The sequence below is a fragment of the Mycobacterium sp. 1245852.3 genome (genome assembly GCF_001669335.1).
Lineage (GTDB): Bacteria > Actinomycetota > Actinomycetes > Mycobacteriales > Mycobacteriaceae > Mycobacterium > Mycobacterium europaeum_A.
The window spans coordinates 1-19,409 of the sequence record NZ_LZLL01000326.1; the positions used below are offsets into that span (position 1 = coordinate 1).

At 61.5% G+C, this 19,409-nt stretch carries 13 protein-coding genes and 1 pseudogene; 4 read left to right on the forward strand and 10 right to left on the reverse strand.

What is annotated here, in order from left to right:
• Nucleotides 1-307: 307 nt before the first annotated feature.
• From A9W96_RS14915 to A9W96_RS33060, 3 genes are all read left to right on the forward strand, one after another.
• On the forward strand, nucleotides 308-1,879 hold the full coding sequence (locus A9W96_RS14915; protein ID WP_067140796.1) for an FAD-binding oxidoreductase: 1,572 nt from the start codon (nucleotides 308-310) through the stop codon (nucleotides 1,877-1,879).
• A 161-nt stretch (nucleotides 1,880-2,040) separates the two neighbouring features.
• The gene (locus A9W96_RS14920; protein WP_156765251.1) at nucleotides 2,041-2,319 is read left to right on the forward strand and encodes a hypothetical protein; all 279 of its coding nucleotides are present in this window, start codon (nucleotides 2,041-2,043) and stop codon (nucleotides 2,317-2,319) included.
• A gap of 2,408 nt (nucleotides 2,320-4,727) precedes the next feature.
• Entirely contained in the window at nucleotides 4,728-5,492 is a 765-nt protein-coding gene (locus tag A9W96_RS33060) for a TetR/AcrR family transcriptional regulator (protein WP_082972257.1), read from the forward strand.
• A 789-nt stretch (nucleotides 5,493-6,281) separates the two neighbouring features.
• Here the strand turns inward: A9W96_RS33060 and mdlC are convergent.
• From mdlC to A9W96_RS14965, 7 genes are all read right to left on the reverse strand, one after another.
• Complete coding sequence (gene mdlC / locus A9W96_RS14935; RefSeq protein WP_067140802.1) at nucleotides 6,282-7,865, reverse strand: benzoylformate decarboxylase; 1,584 nt, start codon at nucleotides 7,863-7,865, stop codon at nucleotides 6,282-6,284.
• Nucleotides 7,866-7,922: 57 nt separating this feature from the next.
• Nucleotides 7,923-8,312 carry a nuclear transport factor 2 family protein gene (locus A9W96_RS14940; RefSeq protein ID WP_067140804.1) on the reverse strand — a complete coding sequence of 130 codons (390 nt, stop codon included), beginning with the start codon at nucleotides 8,310-8,312 and terminating at the stop codon, nucleotides 7,923-7,925.
• A 38-nt stretch (nucleotides 8,313-8,350) separates the two neighbouring features.
• Nucleotides 8,351-9,310 (reverse strand): SDR family NAD(P)-dependent oxidoreductase, encoded by a 960-nt coding sequence (locus A9W96_RS14945; protein ID WP_067140807.1) that lies wholly within the window; start codon nucleotides 9,308-9,310, stop codon nucleotides 8,351-8,353.
• Nucleotides 9,311-9,729: 419 nt separating this feature from the next.
• Nucleotides 9,730-10,260, reverse strand: a complete 531-nt coding sequence (locus A9W96_RS14950) for a YbhB/YbcL family Raf kinase inhibitor-like protein (protein WP_067140810.1) — start codon at nucleotides 10,258-10,260, stop codon at nucleotides 9,730-9,732.
• A gap of 783 nt (nucleotides 10,261-11,043) precedes the next feature.
• Complete coding sequence (locus A9W96_RS14955) at nucleotides 11,044-12,429, reverse strand: FAD-binding oxidoreductase (RefSeq protein WP_067140812.1); 1,386 nt, start codon at nucleotides 12,427-12,429, stop codon at nucleotides 11,044-11,046.
• A gap of 196 nt (nucleotides 12,430-12,625) precedes the next feature.
• On the reverse strand, nucleotides 12,626-13,558 hold the full coding sequence (locus A9W96_RS14960) for an NAD(P)H-binding protein (protein WP_067140815.1): 933 nt from the start codon (nucleotides 13,556-13,558) through the stop codon (nucleotides 12,626-12,628).
• A 174-nt stretch (nucleotides 13,559-13,732) separates the two neighbouring features.
• On the reverse strand, nucleotides 13,733-14,710 hold the full coding sequence (locus A9W96_RS14965; protein ID WP_231999689.1) for a PDR/VanB family oxidoreductase: 978 nt from the start codon (nucleotides 14,708-14,710) through the stop codon (nucleotides 13,733-13,735).
• A 475-nt stretch (nucleotides 14,711-15,185) separates the two neighbouring features.
• On the opposite strand from A9W96_RS14965, the gene A9W96_RS14970 reads away from it, so the two are divergent.
• Nucleotides 15,186-16,649 (forward strand): aldehyde dehydrogenase, encoded by a 1,464-nt coding sequence (locus A9W96_RS14970; protein ID WP_067140817.1) that lies wholly within the window; start codon nucleotides 15,186-15,188, stop codon nucleotides 16,647-16,649.
• Between the two features lie 269 nt (nucleotides 16,650-16,918).
• Here the strand turns inward: A9W96_RS14970 and A9W96_RS31455 are convergent, their stop codons facing one another.
• The 3 genes and pseudogenes from A9W96_RS31455 to A9W96_RS14980 all read right to left on the reverse strand — a co-directional run.
• A complete protein-coding gene (locus tag A9W96_RS31455) occupies nucleotides 16,919-17,221 on the reverse strand; it encodes a hypothetical protein (protein WP_156765252.1) in 303 nt (100 codons plus the stop codon).
• 363 nt (nucleotides 17,222-17,584) lie between these two features.
• Entirely contained in the window at nucleotides 17,585-18,094 is a 510-nt protein-coding gene (locus tag A9W96_RS31460; protein ID WP_156765253.1) for a type II toxin-antitoxin system prevent-host-death family antitoxin, read from the reverse strand.
• Nucleotides 18,095-19,025: 931 nt separating this feature from the next.
• A pseudogene (locus tag A9W96_RS14980) lies at nucleotides 19,026-19,409 on the reverse strand (mammalian cell entry protein); the annotation flags it as partial.

Consider the following 19,409-nt stretch of genomic DNA (forward strand, 5'->3'; position numbering starts at 1 on the left):
GCCCGTCGAGGGCCCGTACGAAGGCGACGGTCAGGCCCCAGAAGCTCCAGCGCTGCCGTCGGGCTCATCACGATGCGATTTTTGAGGGTCACCTCATTGATGGTCAGCGGAGCAGACAGGGTCTCCGCCAGTCCGTCATCATGCATGGACCCTCCCATCGTTGGTTGGAGGCAAGCATCGCGCATCGTGATGAGCCCGACGGCAGCGCTGGAGCTTCTGGGGCCTGACCGTCGCCTTCGTACGGGCCCTCGACGGGCTCGAGGTGGCGCGAGTGCGCCGCCTGCAAGTGCCCCGTGTAGGAGAAGCAATGCTTAGTGAACTTCACGACATCGAGCGAGTCGTCGACCGCTTTCGGGCGTTGCTCGGGGACGGCGCGGTCCGTGCTGAGTCTGCTGAGCTGAGTGACTTCCTCGATCCGTATCCGGTCGGCGACGCGTCCGAGTTCGCGCCCGGAGCAGTGCTGTCCCCGTCGTCAGTGGAGGAGGTGCAAGGGATCGTCCGCGTCGCCAACGAACTGCGCGTGCCGCTGTGGGCGACTTCGCGCGGCAAGAACAATGGCTACGGCGGTGCCGCGCCACGGCTCGCAGGCGCCGTGGTGGTCGAGCTGACGCGTATGAATCGCGTCCTTGAGGTCGACGAGGACGGCGCGTATGCGGTAATTGAGCCCGGCGTGCGCTTCCGTGACCTGTACGCCTACCTGCGTCAGCACGATCATCGGCTGTGGATATCAGTGCCCGAGCTTGACTGGGGCAGCGTAATCGGTAACGGGCTCGAGCGCGGTTTCGGCTACACGCCGTACGGCGCGCACGTGACCCGGCAATGCGGTTACGAGGTCGTGCTGCCGGACGGCGATCTGCTGCGGACCGGAATGGGCGCGATGACGGGAAGCAAGTCGTGGCATCTGTACCGGCCGGGTTACGGGCCGTCGGTCGATGGACTCTTCCAGCAATCCAACCTCGGCATCGTCGTCAAGTCCGGAGTGTGGTTGATGCCAACGCCTGAGACATTCAAATGTGTCGACATCGGTGTGCCGCGGTTCGAGGACCTCACCGCGCTGGTCGACGTACTGCGTCCGCTGCGGATCGACGGGACCATCGCCGGCACTGCACTGATCGGCGGCGCTGTCGGCGCGGCAATGCTGGCGACCGGACAACGTGCACCATGGTACGACGGCCCGGGCGCCGCTCCCGAAAGTGTCGCGCGGGATGTGATGGACGCCTTCGGGATCGGTCGGTGGAACATGTCCTTCGGCCTGTACGGCTCAGCTGCGCGCGTCGCCGCGGACTTCGAAGCCGTCCAGCGGGCATTCTCGACAATCGATGGCGTCGACATCAGGTCGACGACTTACCCCGGTGACGTCGGCGCGGATGAGGTTGCTCCGCAGCACCGCACACGCTCAGGTGTGCCAAGCATGAATGCCGAGCGAATGATCGAGTGGCGCGAGCGCACGCCTGGGACCGGAGCGCACACCTGCTTCTCGCCCGTCGTACCGTTGCGCGGGGCGGACGCCATGCGCGCCGCCGAAATGGTCCGCAGCCGTTGCGAGCAATACGGATTCGATTACCTGGGAGTATTCCTTGCTGGCGAGCGGTACTTGAACCACGTCGTAGAATTGGTCTGGGATGGAAGCGACGCGGAACAAACCCGCGCTACGCGCGAGCTGTTCGGCGTGCTCATTGAGGACGCCGCCGCGGAAGGGTACGGCGAGTACCGCACTCATCTGGCCTTCATGGACTTGGTTGCGCAGCAGTTCGACTTCAACGGCCATGCTCTCCTGCGTCTGCAAGAGACGATAAAAGACGTGGTGGACCCCAACGGTATTCTGGCGCCCGGTAAGTCGGGTGTCTGGCCCGCGTGGATGCGAGACGGACGGAAATGATGACCTGTCGAGTCGGCGCTGCGGGCGGCTTTTTCCCGACGTTCGGATTGATGGGCACGTGAATCACGAGATCTGTGGTTTCGGCCCTAGGTTGCGCCAGGCGTGGAGGTGCGGGTCACTGCGCCCCGGCTGAGAAGCAGTGCCAGGACACACAACTGGACGTGGGCGCGGATGCGATCCTCGCGGTGGTGCTGGACGGGGCGCAGTCCGAAGCTGGTTTTGCAATTGCGCGAGCCGCGCTCGACGCCGGTGAGTTGCTTTTAGGCGCTTCGAGGATCCGCCACGAAGATGAGGAAACAGTCCGTCATTTCGATGGGCATACCGTGACGCTGCTCCCAGACCGGAGGACCCACTCGTTCTTCGGAAAACGTTTCCGCCAGAACGCCAAACGCCGCGGCAAAAAATGCATGATCGTCGCAGTTGCGGAGACTCGCGACTAGCCGGAAGCGGCTGGGCGTCAACGGTGAAGCGGTGTTGCAGCTGTCGCCACTCGCGGTTCCCGATGAGGGATTGCCGCCGGATGCTGGCCGGCCTGTCCGACGACGCCGCGGTCGCTCGCTCGGCTGCCGCGGTGCCCGGATTTGAAATATGGTTGAGTACAACAAAGACGACCGTGGCCCGGATCTGTTCACGGGTTGACGCATTGCCATTGGCCATCGAACTCGCGACTGTGTGACTGCGGGCAATGTCGCTCGAACAGATCGTGGAGCGCCTGGCCGACCGGTACGCCCTGCTGGCCCGCGGCGGCCGCACCGAATCGACACGCCGACGAACTTTAGCTTGAGTGTCGACAGGAGTTATGACCTGTGTGCAGCGGGTGTGGCTCGGCTGTCTGTGTTCGCGGGAAGCTTCGAACTCGAAACGGCAGAATACATCTGCGGCGCAAGGCCCAGCCGAACTAGGTGTCGATGATTTGCTTTCCTCAATGATGGACAATCGATTGTAGTTCGGTCGGATCCCATCAGGCAGTGAGATTTCGGCTACTTGAAACGCTACGGGATTACCTCTGGAACAGGCGGAACGAAGCGGGCGAATGCGACAAGATCCGCCGTCGACACCCGAGTGGTATCGGCGATTGGTTAACCAGGCCGTGGCCGATTACTTCTGTGTGCGCGACAGGTCGCTCGTAATTGGCGGCTAGGCGCACAAGAGTCCGATGTGCGGGCCGCCTTGGAGTTCGGTATGGCCGCATATCCTTGAAGGTCGCGCTCGAGATCATCGGCACCCTTTATCCGTTCGGCTTCGCTCGCGGAGCTATGACTGAGACCTTCCGGTGGCCCGACCGCGCGCTCGCGGCGACGAAGGTTGAGCCGACGCCTACTTGGATACGAGCGTTCTATCGGGGGGCGTTGTCGGCCCACCTTCATGGTCTCCCGGGTGATATTCAGCCAGGTGCGACGTCGGCCGCCGAAGCGGAGCGCCTCGTTCAGCACATCACTGATCCTGCGTCTCACGGCCTGACTGCCGTCTCTGTCGGTTATGCGGTAATGCTCTAGCGGCGATCTTCAGCACGCCAGCGCATGCCTCGATGACGCCCTTGCGCGAAGCGACGATCCGACCGTGCAGGGCGCGGCGATGACATCGAGGACTAGGCTCTCGAACTTCAGGGAAATGTCAGCAAGGCGCTCATATGGCAGGAAAAACCCTTGCGCTAACCGAATCGCTCGGCGAGTCAGTGTATCGCTCGTGGGTCCTGTGGCGGGTGGGGATTGGTTGGTGGCGGCGAGGAAAGTTAGAACGTGCCGAGCAACAATTCGGCAAGGGTCTCGAATTTACTCGGCTAGTTGATGACTAACGCCATGTGCTGCGTGTCTGGAGGCACTGGCATGGTCTGCCGCGCCAAGGAGCAACCGACCCGAGCCGTTGTGTTGATGGCGGCAGCAGACAGTTTCGGTGGCGCGGAAGCTGCTCCGTCGATGATCTTCCCCGATGTGGCGGAACTTCATGACGATTGCGAAGGTCTGACGCGAAACGCATTGGGCGACACGGCGTCAACACTTCCTGGGACGAGGGATATTCGATGCCGTTCGACGGGGCGGTTGATTTCGCGCTCAGGAAGTAAGACGCCACGTACTGCACCGGACCGCCGTTCATTTCAGCATCACTGCGGAACGCTGCACCTCCCCGCTGCGCGGCTAGTGTAAGGCCTCCCTCGATGGCATCGGTCCGATGCGCTAGCTGGCGGGTCTCGAAAAACCGCGGTCATTTGAGTCCGCGCGTCCAATAGATGAGGGGCCGCGAGGCGGTGATCACCAACGGCGCCGAGCCGTATCGTGCTGCCACACCAAGGTCCAGTACTGCCTGCGCAGACCGTCCGAACACACGATGACGGCTAACGCTAGGGCTTCGCCGCCGTAGCCACTCTGTTGACCAGCAGCTCGACCGATATCACTTTAGCTCACATACCTCGAGACAACACTCGAGCGGCCTTCGGTGCCTAGGCCTCAGACGCGAGCCAGCATCGAACCGGCTGGTCGACCTGGAATGTGTTGTGCGACCACGCCCGACCCCAGTGGGGCCACTCGATTGGGTCCTAGTTCGCGGATGCTCCAATCGATCCACCCCGACATAGTGTGGCCAGGCGAGATCGTAAGGTCGTTATCACGTAGTTAAGTCACCTCATGACGCAAACAACATGTGCTCAGCGTGTTCGACGGGGCGCCGACACGCTCCGCGGGATTGAGATCATCACTCGTGCAAGCAAAACGCCAAAGCCGGCCCTGACCTCCTGCCGGCGTGTTTGGCCGCTCGCTGGATCGCGGCGAGGTGTATCACAAAACCGTCATCTCCTGGATCGTCCGAGTACTCCACGTCAGCTAGAGTCAACGAACGAGCGTTCATACGAACGATGTCATGTAACTTTGACCCTGTGGCACCCAGTGCATCAGCACGTTCGGCGACTCGTCCACGGACCGCGCCGGCGCGGCGCCGTGCTGCAACCAAGACCAGGGCGGACGTCCCAAACGGATCGCCAGACGACGAGGCAGCAGGTCGCGGCCAGCGGCGCCGCCGCTCCGACGATCCGGGACGACAGCGGAATCCTGCGCGTACTCGGCAGCTGATCCTCGACGCGGCCAACGAGGAGTTCGGCCGCTATGGTTACGACGGTGCCCGAGTGATGCGGATCGCCGAACGCGCGGGAGTGGCCCACCAACTCATTACCTATCACTTCGGCGGCAAGAAGGGCCTCTTCGAGGCGCTTAGCGACCGATGGGTGAACACAGCCAAGGGCTTGACTGACGCCGACGTGCCGTTCGTGGAGATACTCCCGGCGATAATTCGTCAAGCAGCAGACGACGCATCGTGGGACCACGCGCTCGTCCGCGAAGGATATGGTCCAGACCACGCCCGCCTCGTCGAACGCTTGGCGCCCTTCTTGGCCAACGCCTATAAACGGCAGGAGCGCGGTGAGATCGCGCCCGACCTCGATCCAGGCATCGTCGCGCTGATGTTTTTCGCAGCCAACATGGCGCCCGTCGCGCTACCCCACATCACGCGTGCGCTTTCTAAGGTGGATCCCGACGACCCAAAGTTCCTCGACTACTACGCAGAGCAGTTGAGCCGGGTGGTCAAGTACATAGGCGCGTCCCCAACAACATCGAGCTCAGCGTAGGCGGTTGACTTTTCCGGATCTGATCTGCCGGACCTGCTGGCTCGCCAGTTAACCGTGCGCCATCCAGTGAAAGCCTCACGACGATCGCGACATCGCACCACACGCCATAGCGTCCACGTGCCGAGGTTCCCTCGAGCGCCAGGCGAAACATCTGGCAAGCCTATTGCTGGCCCCAGATTGTGACAGTCGCAGAAGACGCAGAAGACGTGGCCGCGTACTCATGGGCATCGCGCCAGAAACGCTGCAGTGCTGACGACTCAACACGCGGTCGAGCCGCAGCTGCTCTTTAGCAAGCGCGGACCGCGTGCAGCGTCAGCTCGCCAACGGAGCAGCTCTCCCGTCGCCATATCATCCGCTCCTCGGGCGGCCCGGGCTTGCGCGGCGATTCGTCGAGACGAACTAGGCCGACCGCGTGAGTCCGTCGCCCACACTTCTTGCTGCGCCTGGAGCTCGAAGTAAGCAATGGCGTCCAAGCAGGAAGTCCCAAACGTTTGACTTCGTCACCGCCGAAGCTTGGGGGAAGGCGTGGAAGAGGACAGCTCCTTGGACAACCTAGATATGTGGTCCCCGAGGCGCTTGGTGCGCTGGTTCTCCACGATGCAGTGGCTATGACGCGACGACCGCGAACCAGCGGGGAAAGAGTGCCGCGACGGTGCCACGAATTTCGGTGACAACGACTCGCTTATCTCTCCGCTTCGTTCCCGCATGAGGTGCCCGAATACCCTGCCCAGCCCCAAATGCGGCTGGCCGGGTCCGCGACAAGAGGCGCGCAGCCTTCCGTCCGTAAGCTCAGATTGTCAGTGCGGTTTCCACTTCGATCAGCGCGGGCATGCCGCTACCAAGCGCGGACTTGAACGCCGCGGCGAAATCGTCGACGTTGTTCACAGAAGTAGCGCTCACACCATAGCCTTGCGCGATCTGGACAAAGTCGATGCCCGGGACGTCCATCCCGGGAACCTCACCGACCTCGAGGACCCCAGCGAACCAACGAAGCGCTCCATAGGTTCCGTTCTTCAGAATGATTGTGATCACTGGGATTTCATAGCGGGCGGCCGTCCATAATGCCGTAATGCCGTAATTCGCCGACCCGTCGCCGATCAGTCCCACCACCTGCCGCTCGCGGTGAGCCAGTTGGGCGCCGACGGCAGCGGGCAGACCAAAACCCAGGCCACCGGATGCAGCGAGGAAAAAGCTGCCTTGCCGGTCGGCGTTGAGTTGTGCCCAGAACTCACCCATTGTGGACGTTGATTCCTTGACCCATACAGTGTCTGCTGGGGCCAGCGCACGCAGCTCGGCGAAGAGCCGCTCCGGGTGGACTAGGTCGTGAGAAGTAGGCGGCACCCGATAGTCGGGCAGTTCGGGAAGCTTCGGCCGTCGGCCGGGGGTCACGGCGTCAGCCAGTCGTGCCAGGGTGTCGCGTATCCCTGCGACGTACGCCTCTCCCATGGGCGCACGCGCCGCCTCCGCCGGATCGCTCGTGATGTGCAGCAGCCGAACGCCGGGCGCCAAGTACTCCCCCGGCTCGAATTGGTGATAGCGAAATACCGGGGCACCGACCACCAGAATAACGTCGTGGCCCTCGAGCGCCTTGGTAACACCATCCACCGAGGCCACCAGCGGACCGCGAAAGCTGCGGTGTCGGGTGGGAAACGACAGGCGCGGCGTTGTCGGCGGAAGCCAGACGGGGGCGTCTAGGGCCTCGGCGAGTCGAACCGCGTCGTCGTTGGCGCCTTCGGCGTCGACATCAGCCCCCAGCAGCAGTACCGGATTCACCGCTTTGTCGAGCACAGCTACCAGGTCTGTAAGTTGTTCGGCACTTAGGCACCCGCCAGCGGTGGTCCGTCTGCGCAGCAGATGTCCGGATTCAGCGGGTGCCTCCCGAGCCCAGTCGTCGTAGGGCACGGCCAGGAAAACGGGACCCTTCGCGGGCAATGTCGCCATATAGATCGCTTGGGTAATCGCCCGGGGGACATCTTCTGCGCACGTCGGCTGGCAGCTCCACTTCACCAGCGGCCTGGGCAAGATTTCCGGCTCGACGATAGAGAGCATGGTCTCCTGCCCGACAGTGCTGCGGACTTGCTGACCAGCCATGATGACCAGCGGACTATGGGAGTACACGGAATTTGTCAGTGTTCCCAGGGCATTGCCGGTTCCTGCCGCGGCGTGCAGGTTGACCATCACGGCTTCACCGCGCGCCTGCGAATAGCCATCCGCCATCCCCAGTACAGCACCCTCGTGAAGACCATGGATGTATTGGAAGTCGTCAGGCATGCCGGCCAGGAAGGGCAGCTCGTTGGAGCCCGGGTTGCCGAAGATCATCGTCACCCCGTGCGTCCGCAGCAGCTCGTACGTTAGCTCGTGCACGGTCGTCATTGGTTCCACATCCTCTGGATAGTTAGGTAGGGCTCAGGCGTCGCAGATGAGGTCATTTCATGCCGGCGGCATGCGCCGCGCCATCTGTAAATGGGCGAGAAGCCACTGCTGGTCGTGACGAACCCAGACGCGGGTGACAGCCGCCTGGATCACAAACGGTGGTACGCCTGGCACGAAATTGACGTCGAACTGCTGTATGCAGCTCACCGTGGCCGTAGCCCCAAAATCGCGGACCGTGGGGGTAAGCACTTGGAGGCGGGTGGGGCGAGGCCGTGCGTTGGAGTCGGCTATGAATTCCTCGGCGTTGTGGATGTGCCCGACAGGGCTGTGTACTGCGACGAATTCGGGATGCAGCAGAACACGCATGTCCTCCGTAGTCTCTGCCGTGAAAGCCTCCGCCCATGTGGCCTCGGCCTCCTCGATGCTGGTGATTAATCGTGTGTTCAAAGGATTCCCTCGGGAGAGTTGTGCGGGGTTATCAACGTCTAACCAGACTCGATCGCCGTCAGCTGCTCCAACACCGCATCGGTAGGCACGATCAGCTGATCCCTACCTCTGGCGCCCTGGGTCAAACCATGCTGTTGCAAGGGCACAACATCGAGCGCCGCCTCAAGCGCGTTAAGGGTCCACGGCTGCTCGTCATTGGCGATGTGGTAGGTGGTGTTCCATCCGTCATAGACCGTCACATCATCACCCGCGATCCCGAAAATCCTTCCCGTGAAACGACATAGTGGCGACGCGAGGAAAGTGGCGAAGGTTCCTACGTGCTCGGGCGCCATGGGGTCAAATCCGTCCGGAACCTGGCTCATCAGCTCTTCTGCAACGAATTCGCTGATACGAGTGCGTGCGACGGGCGCCAGACCATTAGCACGAACGCCCAGGTGAGCGAGCTCAAGGGCACAGGCAATCGTCAACGCGGCGACACCCGCCTTCGCTGCAACATACATAGGATTGCCGGGTAGCGGGCTCAGACCAACACCCGACGATGTATTGATGATCCTTCTGCCAGCCTCAGGGCCCTGCTTGCGCCAATGCGCCCCCGCCCAGTGGCAAAGCGCGGCGGTCCCGGTCAGGCTGACATCAATCGTGCGCTCCCAGTCCTCGCGCGTCACTTCGTCGATGGTGGCGAACCGCACGATGCCAGCGTTGTTGATGATGATGTCAAGCCGCCCGAACGCCTCAAGCGCCGCCTCCACCACACCGCCGACCCGATCCCAATCGGAGATGTCAGTGCTATCGGCCACCGCACGGCCACCAGCACCGATGATGGACTGCGCCACTTCCTCGGCCGGCGCGCTGCTCGGGCTACCGTCGCCGTTGAAGTCCCCACCGAAATCGTTGACCAGCACCGCCGCGCCTTCGCGCGCAAGCGCCAGCGCATGAGCGCGACCAATGCCGCGCCCGCCGCCTGTGACGATTGCTACCTTGCCATCCAGATATCCCAACGCACCCTCTCCTAAATTGAGCGAAAACCATTCAGTCAGCAGGTCCCACGCGGATACGCGTAACCCAATTCTGGACTGTCCCAATATGTCTCACATATAACCGCGGAAATCCCGCGGCGCTGTCGTCAAACAGTTGCAATGCCCGCGCCGGCCGAGGCGGGCCCGCGAAGCGACCGCCGTAAGGCGGCCAAGTCGGCATAACCGCCCCACGGGTTGCAAACGCGCCCACAGCCGTCCCATTGAGTATTGCAATCAGGTGAACATTCATCAGGCGAAGTCGAGTCTTGCAGAACATTCATCAAACCGGAAGGGTCGACCGAAGAAACTTCGGCCGCGGCGTGCGACTGGGTAACAGCGCCGCAGAGGCCGGGCTGGGCGAGGGCCACTCATCCGTTGGGATGGGATGCAGTCATGCGGGCTTACCTCGCCGCGTAGGTGCCATAGATAAGCGACCGGGCGATGGCATGCTGGAACAAGTTGAAGTTCAAGTACGCGGGTGTCGCGTCACCGGAAAGTTCGAGCTTGTCGACGCCTACGGCATGTACGGCGATGAAGTACCGGTGGATACCGGTACCCGGTGGCGGTGCCGCGCCGACGTACCGCTTGAGGCCGGAGTCACCGGCCAAAGTAATCGCACCTTCGGCTAATTCCCTGCCATCACCGGCGCCGGCAGGCAAGTCCGTAACGGCGGCCGGCAGATTAAATACTGCCCAGTGCCAAAATCCGGACACGGTTGGCGCGTCAGGGTCGTAAACGGTCACCGCGAAACTGCGAGTTTCCTCGGGAAAACCCGACCAGCTCAGCTGAGGCGAGATATCTGAACCGCCGGGTGCCACGTTCCCGCTGACCTGGTCAATGGCCAAAGGCTGGCCGTTTGTGACCGACTCTGAAGTCAATGTGAAGGAGGGTAGCTTCGGCAAGTAGTCATACGGGTTGTACTCGATTGGCACGCGACAATATCCCTTTTCCTTGTGTGCGACAGGTACTTCCGGTGTCCGGTGGGCCGAACCACGGCTCGAGGCGGTCGCCGCCATCAACTCCGGTGCTCACAACCCAGCGTCCAGCACCCCCAAGGATGAGTCCGAGCGCCGGTGTGCGCTACCGACTTCTCAATGAGTGGAAATGAGAAGTGCTGCGGCTACATACCGATCAGTGGCGGCTCCGGCGGCCCATCGGTGCCACGGAAGTCAGAATGCCTCAGAGCCGATTCGCTTCGCGCCGGACTCCGCACAGCGGTTTAGCACTTGGTTTCAAATACGCCGCCATATGGCGGCGTGGTGATGTCATATGGCTGAACACAACCCGAGTCGCACTGGTGCGCTTGCCGTTCGAGCTGTTCGGATATTTCGAACGGTTGATGTGCTAGCGCAACTGAATTGCGGTTCATCACTGTTCGACAAGAAAAGATGGTCTAACATTTGCGCGAATCTAAACACCCCAGAGTTCAGTGAGGAAAATGAGCGCTTCTGCATGGGCGATGTTTCCTGCCAGTTCGCGGATCAATCTATGCGCTCGTTGGGGTATCGGGTACCCCTCGCTCACTGGGACGTCGCGGTGGGCGTGATTGCTTCGTTGGCGCCGCGGTGGAGCTGTGCCACGAGACAGCAGTCAAACGACTTGCGGGCAAGGATCATTCGAATCCGATGTAGCGGGTCGTGGCGGGTTCTTGAACACCTCAGCCGCCCGTCCGATCTACCGGCTGGATCAGAAGCACTTTATTACCACGACGCGAGTCAGCCCCCGCACTGTCCCGGTGGCGTTAAATACTTGGCAGAGTGTCGCTCGAGCCGCGCGGGCGGAAGATCGGTGGGGTAGCTGTCGAAGCGTCCCTCAGGGTCGTATTTAGCGCGAAGCTCCTCTAGGCGCGTGGCACTGTCTGGGTGCAGAACGGCCACTGGGTGCTCGTACAGATTAGAGTCCCCGACGTACCCGCCTCCGATTGAATACTTGTCGATACGCGCCATAGCGTCGTTATGCCACGCAAGCATATCTTCGTCCTGCGCGCTGTCCTCGTAGGACGCGTAGACCTGAAACGAGAGTTTCCCTTGCAGGCTGAAGGAGGCATTTGGATGTTGATCCAGCGTAAAGGTCGGCATCAGCCACACGGTCGAACGCGTCGTCGGCAGGGTATCGAGGATGGTGCGGGTGTCCTCCCACAGACCAGGGGCCCGGGTATCGTTTATCCACACGTTGTCGGACAAGTAGCGGATACCCTCTGGGTACATCTGGTCGAAGACCCCGTATAGCTGCTCAAGGAGGATTGGTTGGGCGGTTATGTGAAGGATCGCGCGGTCTAGATTCGGCGCTGTCTCCATAACGGATAGCTTCTCCGCCGCTTGGTCGAGGTTGTCGGCGAAGGCGTAGCCCAAAACCATCAACACGGTATTTTGCTGACCGAACGCCGGATTGGCACCGGCCATGATCAGTCCAAAAGGGTCCGCCTGCAAAAACCACGGCACCAGGTCGTCAAGGGCGGCCAGCGGATGCATCTGAACGGACAGAGCCACGGCACCCGGTAACGGCGCGAGGTCGAGGTACAAGCGGGTTACCACCCCGAAAAAGCCCGGGCCGCTGCCGCGCGCAGCCCACATGATGTCGGCGTGGTGCTCATCGGTGACGTGCAAAACCTCACCGTCGGCGTTCACCACGTCCAGAGCGTGCATATTGAACGCAGCCAGCCCGCGCTCTCGGGAATTGAGCCCGGCCCCGCCGCCAAGAATGTATCCAGTGAGTCCGACGGTCGGGCAGTGCCCAACCGGGAAGTACAGTCCCAGCGGGGTTAGCGTCTGTTCCAGGTCACGGACGCGCACGCCAGGCTCAATCGTTGCCGTGCGCGCCTGGACATCGACCTCGATCCCCTTGAGCTGCGACAGATCGAGCAGCAGCCCACCCTCGCGCACTGCATTGCCCACCCAGCTGTGCCCACCCGACCGCACCCCGATTGACAGGCCTTCTTCGCGAGCCAGCGCAACAGCGCGGGGGATGTCGTCCTGGCTGCCGGCCACCACAATGACAGCCGGAAAGCGCTTGGGCTTGATCGCGTTCCAGACCGCGGCCCGACGAGCCGTCTCGTAGCCTTCATCCGTCGGGCGATAGACCGATCCATCGAACGCGGTCATCGGGCCACCCGCTCCCCCGTCAGCGTGACGCGGCGACCGAATCCTCCTGCGGGCGTGTTGGCTACCGTCTGGGGATCGCCGGCCGGACAGCGATCCTTCACGGGCACCATTTGCAGTGCAACCCCCATCGATGGTTTCCTTCCGGTCGTGTTTTGAACCTTGAGAGGTTCAGTTGGTTCGGTTAGCGCGAAGCCGGTCATGCGAGAAGGGCCTGTGCGTGTTCTTGCAACCAGGCGCGCACGGTTACCGGTTTGCGTCCTAGGGTGCGTTCCACGAAGTCGTTTCGTGCCCAGACGACTTCATTTGCTCGCTCGTACTCAAAGAAGTCCCACAGCACATTGCGGAGTTCGCCGAGGTGTGCGTAGGCCGTGAAAAAGGCTTCTTTGCTGCCATCGTGGGTGACCTTCTCGCCGAACACCTCGCTCATCACTTCGGCGACATCGCTGAAACGCATCAGGTCATGCCCGTTGTTCAAGGTGTGGAACTGTCCAATGTGGCGGTGGTTGTCCGAGAGGAACAGGCGACCGGCCACCTCGGCGATGTCTCGGGGATCGATAAAGGGAATGAGCCGGTTGTGCCAGATCAGTTTCCGCTCGGAGACCAGTCCCATTTTCATCCAGAAAAAGTTGTCCATGAACGTGGCGCCGAAGTTGAGGTAGGTGACCGGCAGATCGCTCTCATCGAGGATCTGTTTCGCGATCGGATGCTGGACGGGAAGGCCAACCCGTGCGTCACGAATGGACTGAGGAATGCGCCGCGAATTGGCTTCCGGCTGTAGTCCGAGGCCGCGCAAGATGTGGACGGCGGTACCCGATTTCTTGACGGCCGAGACTAGATTTGTCATCGCATGCCGTTCGTCTAGCCCGGCGGGAGTCAGCACCCAGATACCTTCCATGCCCTGGGCGGCCCGCTCTAATGAAGGCAGGTCCAAGAAGTTGGCGTGGATGACTTCGGCGTCCGGAAAATCGCGGCGGATGAGCTCGATCCGTTCAGGGCTGCTACTCACCAGGCGCAGCCTGATTTCAGGCGCCTCCTTACGAAGAAAACTGGTCAGCGGTCGACCAATATGAGCGGCCGCCCCGAAAACAAGAATGCTGCGGGGAACCGGCTTATTGTTGTCGCTGGTCATAAATGAGCTCCTTCAGACTGTGATCGTCGCGCCTAGCACTGAACGTGTCACCATTCGGTTGACGACTGGCTTGACAAAGCGCCTGGCTAATTCGCGGGAGGGGCTTGCACGTGTTTGAGCGGTCGGCCAGGATCCCATTCCACACAGCGGTCAAAGGCATGGCGGAACACAGGCTCACAAGTCCAGTTCCATTGCAGATGAACGGCTCCGAGACACGCACGTGGTGAACTGACCCTTGGCTCTCTCATCGTCGCTGAGCACGTCATCGCGGTGATCCGGGTCGCCTGCCAGTACCTGTACCACGCACTCTCCGCAAATCCCCTGCTGACACGAGTACGGCGCATCCACGCCGTTTTCAAGCAGCACGTCGAGCACGCTACGTCCCTCGGGAACGAAATATTCCGCACCGGTGGCAGCCAGACGCACCATGAAACCCTGATCCGTTCGTGGGCCTGCCTCGGCACGGATAATCCGGTCGCCGAAGCGTTCGTAGTGCAGTGCTTGGGTCGGCCACCCCAGCTCTTGCGCGCTGCCGAGCACGTAATCGATGAATCCCGCTGGGCCACAGACGTAAACCGCTACATCGGGTCGGGGCTCGCCAAGATCGTGGGCGATGTCGAGTTTCTGGCGCGGATCTTCATCATCGAAGTGGAATCTCACCCTGGAATTGGCTGATAGCTCCGCCATAAACGCAGCGTTCGTGCGGCTGCGCGCGCAGTAGTGCAACACATAGTCATCGCCGCCGGAATCGAGTTGGTACACCATCGCCAGCAACGGGGTAATACCAATCCCTCCGGCCACCAATAGATGCTGCTGAGCGGAGACGAGTGGAAACCGATTGCGCGGCAGCGAGATTCGCAGCTGATCGCCATCCTTGAGTGCATGCATCGCCCGCGACCCACCGCGCGACTCGGGCTCGCGAAGCACGGCCAGCCGATATCGTCCGGTTCCGGGAGGTCCACACAACGAATACTGGCGGACCATGCCAGAGTCGATCAAAACATCAACGTGAGCCCCGGCAGCGTAAGAAGGAAACTCTTCGCCGCCGAGCGGCGCGAGGTCAATCACTGCGATATCAGTTGTCGTCAGCGCATGCGAGACCACTACAGCGTCCAGCCATGCCCCCCGGTCATCGCCGTTCAGGGGCTGCACGGCCAGCAATCGCCTACCTGGCCGATCGGAAGTTTTGCGAACATCCCTAAACTCCAACGTCTTTGATGTTTGCTGCTCAGCCGCCACAGGTCTGCCGCCCACATGAGTTAGCCGCGCGTGCCGCCAGGCAGCACTGCCCCGTTAACTCGTGCTGAGCACCCACAGGCGGTCCAATCATGTGGATCTCCTCCGCACCGAGGCAACTAATCATGGTGAATCCCGCGGTGCGTAACCCTCGCCCGCGAAGCGAGCCCACTGCGATCTTTTACGTCCGCCGCCGGGGCACGCTTCTCACCGTATAATTCTGATGAACAGTTGTCAATATTATTCATCAGACCAGGTAGAGTGGCATTCAACCTCAACTGGGCGGCCCGCAGGGCTGCCGTGAGCGGAAATGCGATTGTTGCTCCGGTCCAGCGCCTGTGCCGCAAAAGCCCACGAGGTCGACACACACCTACCAGCACTAGGACCCGCAATGAGTGAACACCTCTGCCACGTCGAGCTGCTCATCAACGGAGCATGGTTGCCGGCCAACTCTGGCCGGGTCATCACGACATCTTCGAACCTCACCCGCAAACCGATCGCATCGGTGGCGGCTGCAGCAATAGCCGATGTCGATCGTGCAGTGGATGCTGCCGCCGGGGCAATGGATGAGTGGGCGGTGACAACTCCTGCTCAACGGCGGGTCATCCTGGGCAACGCCGCCCAGCTGCTGGCGGAACGTAGCGCCGATATCGCTGCGCTGATGTCGTCGGAGATGGGCGCGGTCACCGCGTGGTGCCGGTTTAACGTCGACGTCGCGGTCGGCATGCTACAAGAAGCTGCCGCCCAGACTTATTCGATGGTAGGCGAGGTGATTCCATCTGATATGCCAGGCATGACGGCGCTGGGTCTTCGCCAACCTGCGGGCATCACCGTGGGGATTGCACCATGGAACGCACCGTTGATCCTAGGCGTGCGGGCGGTGGCGATGCCGCTTGCGTATGGGAACGTCGTCATTCTCAAGGCTTCCGAACAGACTCCGGGCACCCAGGCCGAGATCGCCCGCGCGCTTCATGACGCGGGCGCGCCGGCTGGCGTGGTCGGTCTTATCACCAACGCCGCCGAGGACGGCCCTGAGATCGTCGAACGACTCGTAACTCATCCCAAAGTGCGCCGCGTCAACTTCACCGGTTCGACCCGCGTTGGTCGCATCATTGGCGAGTTGGCTGGCCGACACCTCAAGCGCGTGGTCCTCGAACTTGGTGGAAAGGCCCCGCTACTTGTGCTTGGCGATGCGGTCATCGAGGACGCAGTGGACGCGGCCGTTTTCGGTGCATTCATGAATCAAGGGCAAATTTGTATGTCCACCGAGCGCATCGTTGTGGCCGTGGAGATCTTCGACGACTTCGCGGCAAAGCTGACCGAGCGTGCCGCGTCGCTTGTGGTCGGTGACCCCGCGGATCCCGCCACGCAGATCGGTCCGATGGTGCACGAGCAGGCGTGTGCTCACCTGGAGTCGTTGATTCAGGACGCAGTCGACCTCGGCGCAGAGATCTTAACCGGTGGCGACCGACACGGGTTATTCTTTGCCCCGACAGTTCTTGGTGGGGTGACCTCCAAAATGCGCATCTATCATGAGGAATCGTTCGGGCCGGTGGCATCAATTATCAGGGCCGATTCGGAGGAAGATGCAGTCGAGATCGCCAATGACACCCCGTATGGTCTGTCGAGCGCCATCTTCAGCTCCAATGTGGCGCACGCGCTCGAACTAGCCAAGCGGATCAAGTCCGGGATCTGCCACATCAATGGCGCGACCGTCCATGACGAGCCTCAGATGCCATTCGGGGGCGTCGGCGACAGCGGTTTTGGGCGGTTCGGGTCGCGTGCGGCGTTGGAGGAGTTCACCGAACTCCGGTGGGTCACCATTCAGCGCGGCGGCCGACATTATCCGATCTGAGCAGCCTTAGGTGTAGCGAGCCGATGCCGATCACCCGGGCTGTACGAACGCTCATCAGCACTGGTTGTTGTGCTGACCGGCGACACCGGTGGAGCCTCCGCGGCGCAGGCAATGGCGCGTTGTTGTGGCCGCGTACGCGGTACGTCAGAATACCCGAGAGGAAAGTCAAATGCGCGTCTCGGTGAGGTCCGCCCGGTCCGCGAGATGAACTGCGGACGAACCCATTTCGCGCAAGCGGCGCGAACAAACGCCCACCCAAATCGATGACATCACGCCGACGCTCCATGCATGGGGCGGTGATTAATCAAGAGCTGGACCACGGCGTTGAGCTCTTCGGTGATGATCGCCTGGATTGCCGGGTCACCCGACGATCCGCCGCGGTTGATTGCGATCGCTTCAACCGGATGATCGACGGAAATTGAATGTAGGTCCCAAGTCCGCGATAAGCTGTTACGCAAGCGGCAGCGGGCGCCTTGCGCTCTTGTAGCCAAGGCCACGCCGTTAACCAGAAACGAAGATCGCAAGGAACAGGCACCTACCGCTGGACCGAAGCCCTCAAATAGCTTCGGCATCCAATTCCCCGACCGACACCCGCTGTGACCGAAGACAAACCGCCACAGCACCTTACGCTATCTTGACAACTCTCCGCCGATTAGCGCACTCGTGCGTGCAGACGGCACGGTCTAAAATCTAAAGAAGACCCGGCCACCAGACCCCTAACGGTCAGCTTCTCGCTGAGATCCATTGCCACACCACTATGACTACTTCGATCGTGCAGGCTTATGGCGACTAGGGATCCCTGGTCGCGCCGCGGGAGACGTCTGGGCATCAAGAACACTGGGTAGAAACGCACACCGGGCTCGGCATAGTCGCATAGTCGTGAGCCACCCCGACGCACAACAACTTCCCTATCGTGACATGGACAAGTGATCTAGTTATGCCGACCTGCGTGGGTCGCCACCGGCCGACACCATCCGCGCCACGACTTTGCCGCGACGGACCACCTCGATTGTCTCGCCCTGGGCGATCCGGTCAAAAAAGCTCGTGCGCAACTCGTCGAGCCGCACTCGTTCGGCGGCGCCATCCGACGGATTTTTGGCGGCACGCCGCGAAATCGCAGCCAGATCACCATCATTGGCTGCTGACTCGATCCGGGCCACCAGTTTGTCTTGCCAAACGATCCAGACCGTCTCTCCCGCTTCGACCCGATCAAGACAGCGACCGGCGCGCTTACGCAACGCATCTAGACCGATTCGCCCGCCAGCACCATTTACTGCGACAAGATCGGGCAGGGTGGTCGGTACGGGACGTTCCCCAGCGGCCGACACTATCCGTGCAACTAGCCTGCCGCGGCGGACGACCTCGATCGTCTCTCCGGTCAGGACCCGCTCGAGATAACCGCAAGCGTTGCTTCGGAGTTGGCCCAGGCCAATCGTTTCTCCCACGCAACTCCGATCTAGCCATTGCGCCTTGACGGCGCCTTTTCACCAGGTCCACGTGAAGCCCCGCATGGACAACCGCTTGGAAGGCTGCCCAGCCGTTGCCCACACCTGGGCAGCCGGGTCCAATCATGACTGTACGGACGGTCAGTGTCAAGCAATTATCGCCTCACGGCACGCGTGGTGGCCCGGGAGCCTGCTATGCGTCCTGAGGCGACTTTGTAACGAGTGCCGTCCATCGGCGCCGACCGCGGTTCGCAACGACTGCATACCAGAGCACCTGTTCCGCCGGCCCTCCAATTGTTGACCGGCCGAAATCCCTCGCGTTTTGCGTCGACACGATGCAGGTTCCAAGGAATCTGCTGCGCTACAGCGATAACCGCGCATTCTAGGCGGCGCACGAGGCCGTGAATTGCCGACCGACCAGTCGCCGATTCTCGTATGACCGGTCAGCCGCCGAGATGCTTGCCGATCCGGGATCCCTAGTCAGCGACTACCTCCGGTCGTTTCAGTAATATCGCCAATCGGTGAAAATCTTTGTTTGATGACAACCGACCGTCATTGTGTGGGAGCTGCTGAGCACGTCGACATAGACGTCGGACTGTCATCTGTTGCCCGCACAGTAACGCTTCTTGCTTTCCGCCAATGGATCGCGGAACGGTGCTGCCGGGGCGCCACCGCGAGATTGTTCGCACAACACAGCACATTGTTCACACGACGCAGCACACAAAGCCCGACCGGCGGCCACGGGTGCGACTTCTATTGCCAAGAACTGTGCCTGGATATGGGCAGCCCGTCCATCAAAGCGTCATACAACCCAACGATGACAGTCGAGAGGATGCGACCAAGGCGGTTCACGCAAGGCCACGACCGTCAATCGTTGAATAGCGGCCAGTCAGGGGCACGGGCGCGCTACCCTGGGCCCATCGACCGCCGTTTAAACTTTTGGTGTCAGATCCAGCGACGTGATCGTCGTCATCCTGGTCACTAGCCAACGGTTGTCGGAACGTTTCAGGAACAGCCGGTAGGACAGGTACTTCAGCGACGGGACGTTCTTGGTCAGCGGGCTGGTGGACGTCGTATTGGTGTAGACGATGACCACGGCGTTGGAGTCGTCGAGGGTTTCGACCGCCGCGCCGGTCACGTCGGTGTGGTTGGTGATCTTGGCCTGCTTGTTGGGGGCCACGATCGCGTCGACGAATTTGCGGTACTGCGCCTCGAAGTCACCGCTGAGATACCGGGAGGCGCGATCGGCCAGGGTGTCCATGTTTTCCGGGGTGTACGTCCACAGCGTGGTGATCGCATTGGCGGCGGTCCGTGC